This window comes from Massilia sp. CT11-108, from assembly GCF_047302915.1.
GTDB classification, from domain to species: domain Bacteria; phylum Pseudomonadota; class Gammaproteobacteria; order Burkholderiales; family Burkholderiaceae_D; genus Telluria; species Telluria orientalis.
Window position 1 is genome coordinate 1 of record NZ_JBKYMO010000086.1, and the last position, 15,792, is coordinate 15,792.

A 15,792-nucleotide genomic window follows, 5' to 3' on the forward strand; every position below is an offset into this window, starting at 1 on the left:
CGCCCGCGCCAGCAGCGGGCGCTTGACGGGCGCCGGCAGGCCGCGGTCGACGAGGCCTGCCCATTTCACGCTCAGCTGTTCGCAGGTGGCACGCAGCACCGGATCGGCATCCGGCAGGCGCGCCAGCGCATTCAGGTGGCGCTCGATCACCGAGGCCAGTTTCACGCACGGCCCGTCGCCGCTCGCGCGGTCGCAGGCATCCGCATTGTTCACGGTGTATTGCGACATCAGGTGCAGCAGCGCCGCCACGAGCAGTTCGTGGCGCGTGGTGCGCCGCCCGTCCGGCGTGTTCAGTTCGTCCAGCAGATCGTCGTCCATAAAGCCTCCTCGCATAAATGAGAATGATTCTCGTTTAGATTATGGATCGGGACGAAGATGAACGCAAGCGCAATCTGCTCATTGCCGGACCAGCGCCATGAACCCGGCCGCAACCAGGACCATGCCACCGGCCGAGCCGTCGATCACCCGGCGCCGGGTGTCGCTCAGGCGGCGCTGTCCTGCCCGGCCCAGCGCAAGGGACAGCGAGGCGTACACGACCGCGCACCAGAACATGAAGGCCGCCGACAGGACGACCGCCTGCAGCGTCGTGTTGCCGCCGTGCCGGTCCATGAACTGGGGCAGGATGGCCACGTACACCATCATTCCCTTCGGATTGAGCAGGGACGTAAGAAAACCCTTGGCGAGCTGGTTCGTTACCCGCCCCTTCGGTACGACGAGCTCGCCGGAACGCAGCGCCGCCCGGATCATCTTCGAGGCCAGGTAGACCAGGTATGTGATACCGGCCCAGCGGATCACCTCGAACAGGACGGGTGACGCCACCACCACGGCCGCGAGGCCGAGCGCGACGAGAAAGGAATGGACGCAGTAGCCGAGCAGCACGCCCGTCGTGGCGCGCAGTCCGGCCGGTGTGCCGCCGGACATCGCTTGCGACGCAATGAACAGGATGTCCGGACCGGGCGTGCACACGAGCGGCAGGACGGTCGCGGAAAACAGCAGGAGGGTATGTGTATTCATGACGACAGCGTACTGCGCCGCGCCAGAAATGTGCTTCCAGAGTCTTGTCAAAAGTCGCCCATATCAGGCAACATCTTTCTCATGGATGATTACGATCGAAAGATTCTTGCGGAACTACAGAAAGACGGACGGCTTTCTCTCACCGACCTGGCGGAACGCATCGGCCTGAGCCTGTCGCCGTGCCACCGGCGCGTGCGCGCACTGGAAGAGACGGGGATCATCGCCGACTACCGGGCGACGATCGATCCGGCGGCCGTCGGACTGAATTTCTCGGCCATCGTGTTCGTCACCTTGCGCGCCACCGACCGGGAGAGCGTACGTGCCTTCGAAGAACGCGTGCCCGGTGTTCCCGAAATCATCCACGCGCAGCGCCTGTTCGGCGATCCGGACTACATCCTGAACGTCATCACGACGGACCTGGCGGCGTACCAGAAACTGTGGGACGACAGCCTGTCGACGTTGCCGAACGTGTTGCGGCTGACGTCGACGCTCGTGATGAAGAGCGTCGTGCAGGGGCGGCCCCTGCCGCTGTGATCAGAGGCGCTTCAAAGGCGAGTCTCGCGCGCGGCGCGCAAAAATTCGTCCAGCACCGGCGTGCAGTCGAGCAGGTCGCCGCCCGTGGCGCGGTGGAATTCCGGATGCCATTGCAGGCCCATCACGAATGGCGCACGCTGGTAGCGGATCGCTTCGATGACGCCGTCCGGCTCGGACATCGCCTCCACGTGGATATCGCGGCCCAGGTCCTTGACGGCCTGGTGGTGGATCGAGTTCACGACGGCGCGCTCGTGCTGGGGAAACATCTTGCGCAGCGACGATCCATGCGGAAACACGATGGCGTGCCGGTGCGCGTCGTAGATGTCGTGCACGTGCGGCAGGGCGCCGGGCACATTCGAGACGATGTCCTGGTGCAAAGTGCCGCCGAACGCGACGTTGATCAGCTGGCAACCGCGGCAGATGCCCAGCACAGGCTTGCCCGCGTCGACGAATTCGTGCAGCAGTTCCAGTTCATACACGTCGCGCGCGCGGTCGCCGTTCCATTCGGGCCGCGTCGGCGTTTCGGAATACGTCATCGGCGACACGTCCGCCCCGCCCTGCAGCACGAGGCCGTCCAGGTGGCGCGCGTAATGACGCATCGTGATGTTGCTGGGGTGCAGCAGCCCGTTCGTATTGACGGTCGGGACCATGAACACGAGCACGTCGCGCGACATCACCCATTGCGCGATCGATTCCTCAAGGTATTGCAAGTTCTTGCTGCGCAGGCCTTTCGCGCCCTCTTCCGGATGGAAGATGCGGGCGGAGACGCCAATGCGCAGCGTGCGCCGCATGAAGTCGCGGTTGAACTTGTCGGTCAGCGCACGCCAGCGCGAGCGCAATACGCGGCCGGCCAGGTTCAGCGGCGTGTCGTCGGTACGGAGGTAGCGCGACGCATTGCCGCCCGCCCGCCGGTCCGGCACCCTCGGCGGCGGTCCGGCGTCCGCTGGTTCATTAGCGTGCTTGTCATTGTCCTCAGCCATGATCTCAATATATCCTTGCGACGGTCGCGCACGATTCGTTTTAAAAAAAATATCGTTTTAGTAATGAAATCTCCGCACCCACCCGCATATGCACAGGATGCCGGGATGCAGCCGACTTGGCAATCCGTGCAACGAACACTTGCAAACTTGCGCTTAACAGGCAAAAATACTGTATTTTCATACAGTTGTTTTGGCCGCACGCCGCGTCCCGTCCTGTAGAACCCACCGCGTGAAGTCGCTTATTTTCCGCGCGACAAGATAGAATGCGCAGCATTCGAATGATTGAAGATCAAGCATGGCCACCAAGAAACCCGCACCCGATTACAGCGAATCATCCATCCGCGTCCTGAAAGGATTGGAGCCCGTCAAGCAGCGTCCGGGCATGTACACACGCACCGAGAATCCGCTGCACATTATCCAGGAAGTGATCGACAACGCCTCGGACGAGGCGCTGGGCGGCCACTGCAAGAACATCGACGTGACGATGAACGCGGACGGTTCCATCACCGTCGAGGACGACGGCCGCGGCATCCCGGTCGGCCTGCATCCGGAAGAAGGCGTCTCGACCGTCGAGATCGTGTTCACCCGCCTGCACGCCGGCGGCAAGTTCGACAAGGGCTCCGGTGGCGCCTATGCGTTCTCGGGCGGCCTGCACGGCGTCGGCGTGTCCGTCACGAACGCACTGTCGAAGCGCCTGGAAATCACGGTGTGGCGCAAGGACGACGACGGCAACGGCGTGCACAAGCTCGTGTTCGCCGACGGCGACGTCATCGAGCCGCTGACCTCCGAACCGTTCGAGCGCGGCGGCAAGAAGAACGGCACGCGCGTCACCGCCTGGCCGGACGGTAAATACTTCGATTCGCCGAACATCCCGATGACCGAGCTGCAGCGCCTGCTGCGCTCGAAAGCCGTGCTGCTGCCGGGCGTGACCGTCACGCTGACGAACGCCAAGACCGGCGACAAGCAGACCTGGCGCTACGACGAAGGCCTGCGCGGCTACCTGACGGAAGCGCTGGCGCAGACGGCCGGCGGCGGCCAGACCGTGATCCCGTTGTTCGAAGGCGCGCAGTACGCCGCCGCCGGCGATGAAGGCTTTGCCGAGGGCGAAGGCGCGGCGTGGGTCGTGGCCTGGACCGAGGAAGGTTCGGTGGTACGCGAATCCTATGTCAACCTGATCCCGACGGTCAGCGGCGGCACGCACGAGTCCGGCCTGCGCGACGGCCTGTTCGGCGCCGTGAAGGGCTTCGTCGAGATGCACTCGCTGCTGCCGAAGGGCGTCAAGCTGCTGCCGGAAGACGTGTTCGCACGCGTCTCGTTCGTGCTGTCCGCGAAAGTGCTGGACCCGCAATTCCAGGGCCAGACGAAGGAACGCCTGAACTCGCGCGACGCGGTGAAACTCGTGTCGTCGTTCACCAAGCCGCCGCTCGAACTGTGGCTGAACCAGCACGTCGAATACGGCCGCAAGCTGGCGGAACTCGTCATCAAGCAGGCGCAATCGCGTCTCCGTTCGCTGCAAAAAGTCGAGAAGAAGAAGTCGTCCGGCGTGGCCGTTTTGCCGGGCAAGCTGACCGACTGCGAATCGACGGACATCACCCGCAACGAGCTGTTCCTCGTCGAGGGCGATTCGGCGGGCGGTTCCGCCAAGATGGGGCGCGACAAGGAATTCCAGGCGATCCTGCCGTTGCGCGGCAAGGTGCTGAACACGTGGGAAACGGACCGCGACCGCCTGTTCGCCAACAACGAGATCCACGACATCGCGGTGGCGATCGGCGTCGATCCGCACGGCCCGGACGACAGCCCGGACCTGTCCGGCCTGCGCTACGGGAAGATCTGCATCCTCTCCGATGCGGACGTCGACGGCTCGCACATCCAGGTCCTGCTGCTGACCCTCTTCTTCAAGCACTTCCCTGCCCTCTTCAGGAACGGCCACGTATGCGTCGCGCGCCCGCCGCTGTACCGCGTGGACGTGCCGGCGCGCGGCAAGAAGCCGATCCAGAAACTGTACGCGCTGGACGACGGCGAACTGCTCGCCATCGAGGACAAGCTGAAAAAAGAAGGCCTGAAGGAAGGCGTGTGGAGCATCTCCCGCTTCAAGGGCCTGGGCGAGATGAACGCCGAGCAGCTGTGGGAAACGACGATGAACCCGGACACCCGCCGCCTGCTGCCGGTGGCCTTCGGCGACTACGGCCTGGCCGAATCGTCGGCGCGCTTCAACATGCTGATGGGTAAAGGCGAAGCTGCCGCCCGTCGCGCGTGGCTGGAAGAGCACGGGAACGAGACGGAAGCCGACATCTGACAGCCGCCGAATACGAAACATAGAAAATCATGACCCAAGCAAGCCTTTTCGAACAAACCACTCCCCCCGGCGGCGGCGGCGGCGATGACGCCGAGACGCTGACCCTCTCGACTTTCGCCGAGCGCGCGTACCTGGACTATGCCGTCTCGGTCGTGAAAGGCCGCGCGCTGCCGGACGTCTCGGACGGCCAGAAGCCCGTCCAGCGCCGCATCCTGTACTCGATGAACGAACTGGGTCTCGGCCCGACCGCGAAGCCGCGCAAGTCCGCGACCGTCGTCGGCGACGTGCTCGGTAAGCTGCACCCGCACGGCGACCAGTCGGTGTACGACGCCCTCGTGCGCATGGCCCAGGATTTCTCCCTGCGCTATCCGCTGATCGACGGCCAGGGCAACTTCGGCTCGCGCGACGGCGACGGCGCCGCCGCGATGCGTTACACGGAAGCCCGTCTGACGCCCGTCTCGCGCCTGCTGCTCGACGAAATCGACATGGGCACCGTCGACTTCCAGCCGAACTACGACGGTTCCAGCGAGGAACCGCGCACGCTGCCAGCGCGCCTGCCGATGCTGCTGCTGAACGGCGCGTCCGGCATCGCGGTCGGCATGGCCACCGAGATCCCGTCGCACAACCTGCGTGAAGTGGCTTCCGCCGCCGTCGCGATGATCCGCAATCCGAAGATCACGCACGCCGAGCTGATGACCCTCATGCCCGGTCCGGACTATCCGGGCGGCGGCCAGATCATCACGCCGGCGTCAAGCATCGCCGACATGTACGCATCGGGCCGTGGCTCGATGAAGGTGCGCGCGCGCTGGAAGATCGAGGAACTGGCGCGCGGCCAGTGGCAGGCCGTCGTCACGGAACTGCCGCCGGGCGTGTCGTCGCAGCGCGTGCTGGAAGAGATCGAGGAACTCACGAACCCGAAGATCAAGGTCGGCAAGAAGACCCTGCTGCCCGAGCAGCTCACGCTGAAGCAGACGATCCTCGGCGCGCTGGACGCCGTGCGCGACGAATCCGGCCGCGAAGCGCCGGTACGCCTCGTGTTCGAGCCGAAGTCGAAGAACCAGGACCAGACCGAATTCATGCTGATGCTGCTGGCGCACACGTCGCTGGAAACGTCGGCACCGATCAACCTTGTGATGATCGGCGGCGACGGCCGTCCGCGCCAGAAGGGTCTCACCGAGATCCTGCAGGAATGGATCGAGTACCGCTTCGTCACGGTCCGCCGCCGCACGGAATTCAGGCTGGGCAAGGTCAACGACCGCATCCACATCCTGGAAGGCCGCGAAACCGTCCTGCTGAACATCGACGAGGTCATCCACATCATCCGCAATTCGGACGAGCCGAAGGCCGCGCTGATCGAGCGTTTCCGCCTGTCGGAACGCCAGGCCGAGGACATCCTCGAGATCCGCCTGCGCCAGCTGGCGCGCCTGGAAGCGATCAAGATCCAGCAGGAGCTCGCCGAGCTGCGCGGCGAAAAGGAAAAGCTGGAAGACATCCTCGATAACCCGAACTCGATGAAGCGCCTGATCATCCGCGAGATCGAGGCGGACTCGAAACAGTACGGCGACGACCGCCGCACGCTGATCGAGGAAGCGCAGAAGGCCGTGGCCGAGCAGAAGATCATCGACGAGCCGGTGACCGTCATCGTGTCCGAAAAGGGCTGGGTGCGCGCGCGTACCGGCGTCGGCCACGATCCGGCCCAGTTCACGTTCAAGGCGGGCGACTCGCTGTACGGCGCGTTCGAATGCCGCACGGTCGACACGCTGCTGTGCGTCGGCGACAACGGCAAGGTGTATTCCGTGCCCGTGGCCGCCCTGCCCGGCGCGCGCGGCGACGGCGTGCCCATCACGACGCTCGTCGACCTGTCGGGCGGCGGACGCATCCTGTACTACTACGTGGGGCCGGCCGAGACGCGCCTGCTGCTCGCGACGACGACCGGCTTCGGTTTCATCACGAAAGCCGGCGACATGATCACGCGCCTGAAAGGTGGTAAATCGTTTATCACGCTGGACGACGGCGCCGTGCCGCTGGCGCCGCGCGTCGTATCGGACAATGCGGGCGCCATCGCCTGCCTGTCCGAGAAGGGCCGCGTGCTGGTGTTCGGCATCGACGAAATGAAGGTGCTGCAGAACGGCGGGCGCGGCGTGATCCTGATGGGCCTGGAGCCGAAGGAAAAGCTGCTGGCCGTGCAGCCGATCAGCCAGAAAGGCCTGAACGTGGTCGGCACCTGGGCCGGCGACAAGCCGCGCACGGTGGAGTTGTTCGCGTCCGGCCTGGAGCCGCACTTCGGCAAGCGGGCCAACAAGGGCAAGCCGTTGTCGGCCAAGCTGAAGGCGAAAGACCTCGCGATGCGCCAGACGGACGGCGGTTGAGGATAAAAAAAAACGGACCCGCGGGTCCGTTTTTTCATGGGCGCACCAGATTACTTGGCGGCGTCCTTGTGTGCCTCGGCGGTGGCTTCGGCACGCTTCTCATTGGCCTTGGCGTGGGCCTTGGCTTTATCGGCGTTGGCGTCCACGATCTTCTTCTGGGCCTTTTCGTCGGCCTTGATCATGGTCTTCTGGGCGTCGTAATTGGCTTCGGCCGTCTTTTCCTCGGCCTTGGCAGCAGCCTTGGCCTTGTCTTCCGGATCAGCCTTGGCGACCTTCTCGTGAGCCTTGGCAACCTTCTTCTCGGCCTTGTCGTGGGCCTTGGCCTTCTTCTCGTTGGCCTGGCCGACGGCCTTGTCGATCTTCTCGTCCTGCTTCGACATCTCCTTGGCTTCCTTCTCGTTGGCCTTGGCGATCTTCTTGTCGGCATCCGCATTGCCGGTCGAGGTCGTACCAGCCGTGCCGCTCTGGCCCATGGTGGTGTCGGTGGTGGTCGTGACCGGGGTCGCCGGTGCGGTCGTGGTCTGGGCGTAGACCGAGGTAGCGAACAGGCCGGCGATCAGGGTGGCGAGCAGTTTATTCATCGTAGTTCTCCTGAAGATTATGGTGGGGCGCGCCGTAACGCGCCGATATGTTTTTGTTAAGTCAGGGCTTCAGAATATGCTTGGGACAACTTTCGCTCTGTTCGCCAGCGCACGCAGTACATACTGGTCATCATCCAATTTGTGACAAGATTTTTCAGCGCTCGGCCGCCTTCTCGGCACCCTTGCGTTTCGATTCAGCATGTTTTTTCTTGCTTGCCTTCACAGCCGCTTCCGTTTTCATGCGGCTGCCCGGCGGCTCTTTCACGGCCCTTGCATTCGCCTTCATGACTTCGCTTTCGGCCTTCGTGCCGGCCTTGCCGCGCCCGCCGGTAGCGGCCGCATCGGTGTCGGTGTTGTTGGGTGCCGTCGTGTTGGTGGCCTGGGCATTGACGCTGTCGGCCTTGGCCGGCGCGGGATTGATGACGGCCGTGCTCTTGCCGACGACCTGGCCGGCACTGTTGACGCCGGCGGCCTGGCGGCCCGTGGCGCCATGTGCGGAACCGGTGTTCGCCGTGCCGTCCGTGCGCAGGCCCGTGCCGGACACGCCGGCGGCCGTGGTGTTGTGGCCGGAGACGGCCTGGCCGATCGGCGCCGTATTGGCCGTGGTCTGGGCCCAGGCCGACGACGCCAGCAGGGCACACACGAGGGTGGGGAGGAATTTGTTCATGATGATCCCGTTTCGTAGGTGAGTAGTCGAAACGAGGATAGGTGCGCCGCCCGGGTGACTCTGTTCGGCAGCGCACCCGCCGGTGCTACTTTTTGGCAGGCCGGCCCGCGTACAGGTCGATGATGTCGCTGATGCCGTCCTGGCAGACGGGGCAGAACTCGCCGCTGCGGTCGAACATGATGCATTGCATGGCCGGACGGTAATAGCCGGTCGCTTCGTAGTTCGCGCCCTCGAACGCGCCGATCGCCTTGCGGTACCTGGCCTGCGCAAACAGGGCGTTCGAGTGCGCCAGGTCTTCGCGGAACAGCGCGTTCATCTCCGACTCCGGCCGGTTGGCCGCCCGCAGCGCGGCCCGCTTTTTCTGGTACTCGCGCGAATACGCTTCGTACTCGGCCTTGGGCCACGGCGTCGGCAACGGCGTGCCGGCCTGCACGTATTGCTTCCACTTCAGGCGGGCCGGATCGCGCAACGCCGTCACGTTCGGCTCCCATGGCTCCATGCGCGCGCCGCTGGACTGGTACGCGACGGGCGACGTGTAGTACTCGTCGGCCAGCCCGGCGAAGTGGTGGCCGAACTCGTGCACGAACAGATAGTCCGCCCAGTCGTTGCTCGCGGCCGCCGTGCTGAACTGGCCGAAGATGCCGCCACCGCCATACGTGTCGTTGTTGACGAGGATCTCGATGAATTCGTACGGTGCGTACTGCGCGATGTCGCGCAGCGCACGGTTGTCCAGCGTGAGCACATAGCGTTCGCTGCCGAAGATGTCGTAGCGCGTGCCCAGCGCGGACGCGTGATGCACGCCCGTCGACGGCCGCGACACGCCCGATTCCCGCGTCGGCACGGCCAGCGCCCACACGTTGAAATCGTTCGCGCGCTCCCTGAACGGCGACACCTCGAACAAATGCTGCGCGAGGCGGCGTACCGCGGCTTCGAACTTCGGCATCTCGGCCTGCGTATAACCGTCGCCCAGCACGAGCAGGTCGACCTTGCACGGCGACGGTCCGCTCACGCGGATCGGAATCGGCTTGGCCGGCGCCGGCCCCTGCGCGCGCACGACGTCCTGCGCATCCGTGTCGACATCGACGCTCCACGCGACGGAGAACTGGTTGCGCTCGTCGCGCTTCAGGATGCGCACGCGCACGGGGCGGTCGGGCTTCGGAAAGCGCACGGACTCATGGAACCCGCGGCTGAGTTTATTGGCCTCTTCCGTCGTCTTCCACTCGCCGAACACGGTGGAAAAGTCGCGCGAATACAGCAAGTCTCCCGTCTTCGCATCGGCCACCTCGACGCGGTTGTTGCCGCGGTTGGTGTCGTCGAACGGCCGCGACATGTCGCCCGGCCACGGCAGCGGTTCGATCAGCACGCGCTCGATGGCGTACTGTTCGGACAGCGCATTGCCGCTGTGAATGTAGTCGACGCGCACGGTGGCGGGCTGGGCGGCGAGGGCCAGTGCGGGGAGGGCGCAGGCGGCCAGCAGAGGTAACAGCGATCGAATCATGTGCGCTCCGTCGTCAGTTTGGCAGGCTCTTCAGCAAGCCCTAAAACTTGCAATCTAGCGCAGGTTTGGCTTTCTGACAATCAACGATCAAGCTGCCTGGACCAACTCGAAGCCTTCGTCTATCCAGCCCGTGATTCCGCCGATCATCAACTTGACGGGCCGCCCCAGCTTCGCCAGCCGGTACGCGGCGCGGTGCGCGCCATTGCAATGGGGGCCGGCGCAATAGACGACGAACAAGGTGTCCAGCGGATAATCGCGCAGCTTCGCTTCAACAATTTTCCCGTGTGGCATGTTAATCGCCTGCGGCACATGGCCCCGCGCGTACAGCTCAGGGCTGCGCACGTCGAACAGGACGAAATCCTGCGTGCCGCTGGCGATCGCGTCGTGCACGTCCCAGCAGTCCGTCTCGAATTCGAATGCGGTACCGAAGTGGTCCATGGCGCGGTCGCCGGATGCGGCTGGGATGGCGGATACGGATGAAGTCATGGGTCTCTCCTGTGGTTGAGACGCTAGTGTCGCAGCGCCGGCGCGCTGGCGGCAGTGCCTTGCGCGACAGAAATTGGTAACATCGCGCCATGTCCCATCACGTCTCCATCATCGCCTACGACAGCCTGTGCACCTTCGAATTCGCCTGCGCCATCGAGCTGTTCGCCCTGGAGCGTCCGGAGCTGGGCGTGCATTGGTACAGCCATACGGTGTGCGCCATCGAGCCCGGTCCACTGCGCGCCAGGGGTGGCCTGACGGTGCAGGTGCCGCACGGCCTCGACGCCCTCGCGCACGCGGACACGATCGTCATTCCCGGCTGGCGCGACCTGGCGGACGTGCCGCCGCCCGCCCTCGTCGACGCGTTGCGCGCCGCGCATGCACGGGGTGCGCGCATCTGCTCGATCTGCACGGGCGCGTACGTGCTCGCCTATGCCGGCCTGCTCGACGGCCGCGTGGCGACCACGCACTGGCACTACCTTGACGACATGCGCACCCGCTTCCCCGACATCGAGATCGATACGGACGCGCTGTATGTCGACGCCGGGCGCATCGTCACGTCAGCCGGTTCCGCGGCCGGCCTCGACATGCTGCTGCACCTCGTGCGCACCGACTTCGGGGCCGAGGTCGCCAACCTTGTCGCGCAACGCCTCGTGATCCCGGCGCACCGCGACGGCGACCAGGTGCAGCGCGTCGCGCGTCCGGTGCCCGACGCCGGCGTGGACACCATCGCCCGCCTGATGGACCGCGTGCGCGAAACCATCCGGGCCGAGCATACGGTGGCGTCGATGGCGGCCGAGGCGCGCCTGGGGACGCGCACCTTCCAGCGCCGCTTCAAGGAGAGAACGGGCCTCGCGCCGCTCGGCTGGCTCGTGCGCGAGCGGGTCGCACTCGCCGCGCAGCTGCTGGAATCACGGCCACAACTCGCCATCGATGCGATCGCGGACCTGGCCGGGCTCGGCTCGGCCGAATCGCTGCGCCGGCATTTCCGCGCGCACGGGCTGGCATCGCCCGGACGCTACCGCAAGCGCCCGTCTGGCCAGGTTACTTGTACTGGTACAGCGGACGGCGGATGAGGATCGGCCGGATGTCCAGCCGCACGTTATAGATCGAATAGGATTCCATCGACGACGACTGGTAGCCGACGCTGTCGTCCGTACGTGTAAAACGGAATTCGAAGCCGAGGTCGGGCTGGACGCCGTTCGGGCTGCCGAGCGTGATGCCGATCGCGTCCGGCTGGTCGCTGTCGATCAGCTTGCTCATCAGGTCGACAACGGTGCTGTTGCCGAGGATATCGGCGGTGAACAGCGGTTCGCGGTAGTACGGCCGCGACGGGTCGAGCTTGTTGTCGGCCTTGTCGTCGGACGGCGTGCATTCGCGCGTGACGATATTGAAGTGGTCGCCGTTGTCGAGGTAGCTGACGCGCACGTTGGTCACGTTGAACGCGCCCTCGTGCACGATCGCGTTCGACAGGTCGAGCACGAGCGCGCCCTTGTAGCCGATCACCTCGACGTCGCGGCTGGGCAGCACCACCATCGCCGTGTCCTCGTCGATGCCCAGGCCCAGCTTGTAGCCCTTCTTGAGCATGGCGGGCAGCATGCGCGCGAAGCGGCCGCGCACGAGCAGGTGCTGGTCGATGAAGACGTCGTCGCCGACGAAGCCGAGCCCGTCCGTGATTTCCTCGCCCTCTTCCACGCCCAGCTTGAGCGTGGCCAGCACGGTGCGGGGCCGGCCGAACATCGTGCTGCTCATGATGGCGGCCCCGGCGCTGGAGCCGGCAATCACGCCGCCGCGCCGGTACATGTCCCACAGTGCATCGAGGACGCGGGTATTGCTGCCGTCCTCGTGGCGCAGTGCGCGCGTGATCCGGCTCTGGTCGCCGCCCGCGAAGAACGCGCCGTTCGCGTTGCGCACGGCTTCGGCCAGGCCCCGGTCGTCGGCCGCCGCCTGGTAATTGCTGCCGGACAGCTTGACCGCGACGGGGACGAAAAATGCCTTGGCGCCATAGCTGTTGAGGCGCTCGACGAGGCTCTTGCCGGACCGTTCCGGCGTGCCCGACGCGGACGCGAACACGGCGATGCGCGCCCCCTTCCCGCCCGCGAGCTGGATGATGCGTTCCCACACGGGACCATTCGCGGGGCGCAGATTGCCGCCAATGATGACGAGGGATCCCTTGGGCTGTACCGCCGCATCGGCGGCGGCGCACCAGGGCGCGCCGGCCAGCAGCAGCACGGCCAGGAAAAGACGCAACGCAGACCGAACCATAAAACCCTTCCCGACTTCGACAAACAGTAAGCCTGATTGTAGAGGACCGGCAGCGTGTTGCGTCCGGTCAGGAAAGATATATGTTCGGGTAGTAGCGTTCCATCAGCGTGTCCGGACGCTCGGACGGCGCAAAGCCGAAGCGGGCAAACAGGCTGTGCGCGTCGTTCGTGTTGAGGGTGAACCGGCGCATGCGCTGCAGGCTCGGATGCTCCATGACGATGCGGATCAGCTGCTTCGCATAGCCGCGCCCGCGGTACTCGGGCACGACGAAGACGTCGCACAAGTGGGCCATCGTCGCATAGTCGGTGATGACCCGCGCGAACGCGATCTGGCGGCCGTCGAGGTAGCCGCCGAAGCACAGCGAATTCTCGATCGAGCGCTCGACCACGGTACGCGAAATGCCGACGGCCCAGGTCGACTGCTCGCTGAGGAAGCGGTAGATCATCGGAATATCGAGCCGCGTCCGGTCCGTGCTGACCTGGAAACTGGAATCGTTGGTGGTTGGAATCATGGACACGCCAAACCGTCAATCTGGTAAAAAACCAATTCTATCCCCGTTCTGGTCCGCATGGACGATTCCGCCAATCGTGCGTGCATGAACCGTTCAGCGCCTGGGCAAATAGCGCTCCGGCAGGCGCAGCGACGCGTCCTCGGCGCGCCACAGCAGGTTCACGATCCACCAGCGCTTGCCGTCGTGGTACAGCTGGATGCTGTTGATGCCGCGCTGGAACGGTTCGGCGTCCCCGCGCGCATGCCGCGATTCGTACGTACTGAACACGTGGACGATCTGGCCGAACGTCTCCGTGCTGCGAACAGCGAGCGCATCCGGTCCCAGTCGCCTGTTGCTGAGCATCCGCCCCGCCCACGATCGCCATCGCCGCCATCCACCCCATCCAGTGTCGCGCCGGCATGTCCGTCTCCCGTCGTTATGTCATGGGTGCCAAGCACAACGACATCATCGGACAATTGCGGATGAAAGTCACCGGGGCGCAATCCCCGGGCGCAAGTCTGCACAGTTTATAATCAGGAAATCCAAGAACATCCCGTCACCCGTCTCCCATCATGACTGATCAATTTGCCAAAAAAGCGGAAGCCTGGTCGGCCCGCTTCTCCGAACCCGTCTCCGACCTCGTCAAGCGCTACACCGCGTCCGTCTTCTTCGACAAGCGCCTGGCCCTGTTCGACATCCAGGGTTCGCTCGCCCACGCCGAGATGCTGGCTGCCCAGGGCATCATCAGTGCCGCAGACCGCGCCGAGATCGAGCGCGGCATGGCGCAGATCCGCAGCGAGATCGAAGCCGGCCAGTTCGAGTGGCTGCTCGACCTGGAAGACGTGCACCTGAACATCGAAAAACGCCTGACGGAACTGGTCGGCGATGCCGGCAAGCGCCTGCATACGGGCCGTTCCCGCAACGACCAGGTGGCGACCGACATCCGCCTGTACATGCGCGCCGCCATCGACGACATCCTCGCCCTGCTGAAAGGCCTGCGCGGCGCCCTGACCGACCTGGCGGAACGCAACGCGGACACCATCATGCCGGGCTTCACGCACCTGCAGGTGGCGCAGCCGGTGACCTTCGGCCACCACCTGCTGGCCTATGTGGAAATGTTCGGCCGCGACGCCGAGCGCATGGCCGACACGCGACGCCGCGTGAACCGCCTGCCGCTGGGTGCCGCCGCCCTGGCGGGCACCACCTTCCCAATCGACCGCCTGCGCGTGGCCAAGACCCTCGGTTTCGAAGACGTCTGCCACAACTCGCTCGACGCTGTGTCTGATCGCGATTTCGCCATCGAGTTCACGGCAGCCGCATCGGTCTTGATGATGCACATCTCGCGCATGTCGGAAGAGCTCGTGACGTGGATGAGCCCGCGTATCGGCTTCATCGACATCGCCGACCGCTTCTGCACCGGCTCGTCGATCATGCCGCAGAAAAAGAACCCGGACGTGCCGGAACTGGCGCGCGGCAAGACGGGCCGTGTCTACGGTCACCTGATGGGCCTGCTGACCCTGATGAAGGGCCAGCCGCTCGCGTACAACAAGGACAACCAGGAAGACAAGGAACCGCTGTTCGACACCGTCGACACCGTGCTGGACACCCTGCGCATCTTCACCGACATGGCATCCGGCATCACGGTCAAGCCCGAAAACATGCGCGCGGCCGCCCTGCAGGGCTATGCGACGGCGACCGACCTGGCCGACTACCTCGTCAAGAAGGGCCTGCCATTCCGCGACGCCCACGAAGCCGTGGCGCATGCCGTGCGCGCGTGCGACGACGCCAAATGCGACCTGTCGGAGATGTCGCTGGAGCGCCTGCGCGAGTTCTCGCCGCTGATCGAGCAGGACGTGTTCGCCGTGCTGACCCTGGAAGGTTCCGTCGCGGCGCGCGACCACGTGGGCGGCACGGCGCCGAACCAGGTGCGCGCGGCCGTTGCCCGTGTCCGGGCACAATTGGCGGAATAAGGACGCCCCCGGGTGTCCGCCCTGACGGAGGACACCCATGCAACGCTACGGCAACCAGAACCGCGAATCCGGCGTCGTCGCCTACGACATCGACGCCGGCCAGATCATCGTCCAGTTCAGGAACGGCGACCGCTATCTCTACACGGAAGACAGCGCGGGCGCCGCCAACATCGCGCGGATGCAGGACCTGGCCCGGGCCGGCCGCGGGCTGTCGACCTTTATCAGCCAGCACGTCCACGACCGCTACGCCCGCAAGATCCACTCGCGCCGACTGTAACCCACAAGAAAGATCCATGACTGCAACGCCAGCCCTGCCCCAACGCGATTTTTCCGCCTTCCTGTTCGACATGGACGGCACCATCCTCACTTCCATCAAGGCCGCCGAGCGGGTCTGGGGCGACTGGGCCGCCAGCCACGGGCTCGACGTAGCCGCCTTCCTGCCCACCATCCACGGCAAGCGCACCGAGGAAACCATCCGCGCGCTGGAACTGCCCGGCGTCGATCCGGTAGCGGAAGCCGCGTTCATCACGCGCGCGGAGATCGATGACGTGGCCGGGATCGAAGCCATCGAGGGCGCCGCCGCCTTCATCGCGAGCCTGCCGGCCGAACGCTGGGCCATCGTCACGTCCGCGCCGCGGGCGCTGG

16 protein-coding genes and 1 pseudogene are annotated in these 15,792 nt (G+C 65.1%); 7 read left to right on the top strand and 10 right to left on the bottom strand.

Features of this window, described 5'->3' with window-relative positions:
• The coding region (locus ACEN88_RS09935) for a hypothetical protein (RefSeq protein ID WP_413339210.1) at positions 1-318 on the bottom strand (318 nt) is incomplete at its 3' end.
• A 78-nt stretch (positions 319-396) separates the two neighbouring features.
• Complete coding sequence (locus tag ACEN88_RS09940) at positions 397-1,014, bottom strand: LysE family translocator (RefSeq protein WP_413339212.1); 618 nt, start codon at positions 1,012-1,014, stop codon at positions 397-399.
• Positions 1,015-1,095: 81 nt separating this feature from the next.
• Here ACEN88_RS09940 and ACEN88_RS09945 point away from each other — a divergent pair, with 81 nt between their 5' ends.
• Positions 1,096-1,548 carry an Lrp/AsnC family transcriptional regulator gene (locus ACEN88_RS09945; protein ID WP_413339214.1) on the top strand — a complete coding sequence of 151 codons (453 nt, stop codon included), beginning with the start codon at positions 1,096-1,098 and terminating at the stop codon, positions 1,546-1,548.
• An 11-nt stretch (positions 1,549-1,559) separates the two neighbouring features.
• Here the strand turns inward: ACEN88_RS09945 and ACEN88_RS09950 are convergent, their stop codons facing one another.
• Positions 1,560-2,528 (bottom strand): gamma-glutamyl-gamma-aminobutyrate hydrolase family protein, encoded by a 969-nt coding sequence (locus ACEN88_RS09950; RefSeq protein ID WP_413339215.1) that lies wholly within the window; start codon positions 2,526-2,528, stop codon positions 1,560-1,562.
• 295 nt (positions 2,529-2,823) lie between these two features.
• On the opposite strand from ACEN88_RS09950, the gene ACEN88_RS09955 reads away from it, so the two are divergent.
• Together ACEN88_RS09955 and parC are read left to right on the top strand one after the other, a co-directional pair.
• Positions 2,824-4,824, top strand: coding sequence for a DNA topoisomerase IV subunit B (locus ACEN88_RS09955; protein WP_413339217.1), 2,001 nt, complete (start codon positions 2,824-2,826; stop codon positions 4,822-4,824).
• A gap of 29 nt (positions 4,825-4,853) precedes the next feature.
• A complete protein-coding gene (parC, locus tag ACEN88_RS09960; protein WP_413339219.1) occupies positions 4,854-7,193 on the top strand; it encodes a DNA topoisomerase IV subunit A in 2,340 nt (779 codons plus the stop codon).
• A gap of 50 nt (positions 7,194-7,243) precedes the next feature.
• On the opposite strand, the gene ACEN88_RS09965 is transcribed toward parC, so the two are convergent.
• The 4 genes from ACEN88_RS09965 to ACEN88_RS09980 all read right to left on the bottom strand — a co-directional run bounded on the left by ACEN88_RS09965 (position 7,244) and on the right by ACEN88_RS09980 (position 10,425).
• Positions 7,244-7,774 carry a hypothetical protein gene (locus ACEN88_RS09965; protein WP_413339221.1) on the bottom strand — a complete coding sequence of 177 codons (531 nt, stop codon included), beginning with the start codon at positions 7,772-7,774 and terminating at the stop codon, positions 7,244-7,246.
• A gap of 154 nt (positions 7,775-7,928) precedes the next feature.
• Positions 7,929-8,441 carry a hypothetical protein gene (locus ACEN88_RS09970; RefSeq protein WP_413339223.1) on the bottom strand — a complete coding sequence of 171 codons (513 nt, stop codon included), beginning with the start codon at positions 8,439-8,441 and terminating at the stop codon, positions 7,929-7,931.
• 85 nt (positions 8,442-8,526) lie between these two features.
• A complete protein-coding gene (locus ACEN88_RS09975; RefSeq protein ID WP_413339224.1) occupies positions 8,527-9,939 on the bottom strand; it encodes a M64 family metallopeptidase in 1,413 nt (470 codons plus the stop codon).
• A gap of 87 nt (positions 9,940-10,026) precedes the next feature.
• Positions 10,027-10,425 (bottom strand): rhodanese-like domain-containing protein, encoded by a 399-nt coding sequence (locus ACEN88_RS09980; RefSeq protein ID WP_413339226.1) that lies wholly within the window; start codon positions 10,423-10,425, stop codon positions 10,027-10,029.
• 89 nt (positions 10,426-10,514) lie between these two features.
• On the opposite strand from ACEN88_RS09980, the gene ftrA reads away from it, so the two are divergent.
• The gene (ftrA, locus tag ACEN88_RS09985; protein ID WP_413339228.1) at positions 10,515-11,498 is read left to right on the top strand and encodes a transcriptional regulator FtrA; all 984 of its coding nucleotides are present in this window, start codon (positions 10,515-10,517) and stop codon (positions 11,496-11,498) included.
• On the opposite strand, the gene ACEN88_RS09990 is transcribed toward ftrA, so the two are convergent.
• From ACEN88_RS09990 to ACEN88_RS10000, 3 genes are all read right to left on the bottom strand, one after another.
• Positions 11,467-12,672, bottom strand: a complete 1,206-nt coding sequence (locus ACEN88_RS09990; RefSeq protein WP_413339230.1) for a cyanophycinase — start codon at positions 12,670-12,672, stop codon at positions 11,467-11,469. The two genes, ftrA and ACEN88_RS09990, sit on opposite strands and share 32 nt — an antisense overlap.
• An 82-nt stretch (positions 12,673-12,754) precedes the next feature.
• Entirely contained in the window at positions 12,755-13,198 is a 444-nt protein-coding gene (locus tag ACEN88_RS09995) for a GNAT family N-acetyltransferase (RefSeq protein ID WP_413339232.1), read from the bottom strand.
• 93 nt (positions 13,199-13,291) lie between these two features.
• Positions 13,292-13,540 carry a hypothetical protein gene (locus ACEN88_RS10000; protein WP_413339233.1) on the bottom strand — a complete coding sequence of 83 codons (249 nt, stop codon included), beginning with the start codon at positions 13,538-13,540 and terminating at the stop codon, positions 13,292-13,294.
• 209 nt (positions 13,541-13,749) lie between these two features.
• On the opposite strand from ACEN88_RS10000, the gene argH reads away from it, so the two are divergent.
• From argH to ACEN88_RS10015, 3 genes and pseudogenes are all read left to right on the top strand, one after another.
• On the top strand, positions 13,750-15,147 hold the full coding sequence (gene argH, locus ACEN88_RS10005; RefSeq protein ID WP_413339235.1) for an argininosuccinate lyase: 1,398 nt from the start codon (positions 13,750-13,752) through the stop codon (positions 15,145-15,147).
• Positions 15,148-15,184: 37 nt separating this feature from the next.
• Entirely contained in the window at positions 15,185-15,424 is a 240-nt protein-coding gene (locus ACEN88_RS10010; protein WP_413339237.1) for a hypothetical protein, read from the top strand.
• Between the two features lie 16 nt (positions 15,425-15,440).
• A pseudogene (locus ACEN88_RS10015) lies at positions 15,441-15,792 on the top strand (HAD family hydrolase); the annotation flags it as partial.

What these genes read in the sequence shown, in the direction of transcription:
- ACEN88_RS09940 (WP_413339212.1), bottom strand. Translation starts at nt 1,014, where the DNA reads ATGAATACACATACCCTCCTGCTGTTTTCCGCGACCGTCCTGCCGCTC.
- ACEN88_RS09945 (WP_413339214.1), top strand. Translation starts at nt 1,096, where the DNA reads ATGGATGATTACGATCGAAAGATTCTTGCGGAACTACAGAAAGACGGA.
- ACEN88_RS09950 (WP_413339215.1), bottom strand. Translation starts at nt 2,528, where the DNA reads ATGGCTGAGGACAATGACAAGCACGCTAATGAACCAGCGGACGCCGGA.
- ACEN88_RS09955 (WP_413339217.1), top strand. Translation starts at nt 2,824, where the DNA reads ATGGCCACCAAGAAACCCGCACCCGATTACAGCGAATCATCCATCCGC.
- parC (WP_413339219.1), top strand. Translation starts at nt 4,854, where the DNA reads ATGACCCAAGCAAGCCTTTTCGAACAAACCACTCCCCCCGGCGGCGGC.
- ACEN88_RS09965 (WP_413339221.1), bottom strand. Translation starts at nt 7,774, where the DNA reads ATGAATAAACTGCTCGCCACCCTGATCGCCGGCCTGTTCGCTACCTCG.
- ACEN88_RS09970 (WP_413339223.1), bottom strand. Translation starts at nt 8,441, where the DNA reads ATGAACAAATTCCTCCCCACCCTCGTGTGTGCCCTGCTGGCGTCGTCG.
- ACEN88_RS09975 (WP_413339224.1), bottom strand. Translation starts at nt 9,939, where the DNA reads ATGATTCGATCGCTGTTACCTCTGCTGGCCGCCTGCGCCCTCCCCGCA.
- ACEN88_RS09980 (WP_413339226.1), bottom strand. Translation starts at nt 10,425, where the DNA reads ATGACTTCATCCGTATCCGCCATCCCAGCCGCATCCGGCGACCGCGCC.
- ftrA (WP_413339228.1), top strand. Translation starts at nt 10,515, where the DNA reads ATGTCCCATCACGTCTCCATCATCGCCTACGACAGCCTGTGCACCTTC.
- ACEN88_RS09995 (WP_413339232.1), bottom strand. Translation starts at nt 13,198, where the DNA reads ATGATTCCAACCACCAACGATTCCAGTTTCCAGGTCAGCACGGACCGG.
- ACEN88_RS10000 (WP_413339233.1), bottom strand. Translation starts at nt 13,540, where the DNA reads ATGCTCAGCAACAGGCGACTGGGACCGGATGCGCTCGCTGTTCGCAGC.
- argH (WP_413339235.1), top strand. Translation starts at nt 13,750, where the DNA reads ATGACTGATCAATTTGCCAAAAAAGCGGAAGCCTGGTCGGCCCGCTTC.
- ACEN88_RS10010 (WP_413339237.1), top strand. Translation starts at nt 15,185, where the DNA reads ATGCAACGCTACGGCAACCAGAACCGCGAATCCGGCGTCGTCGCCTAC.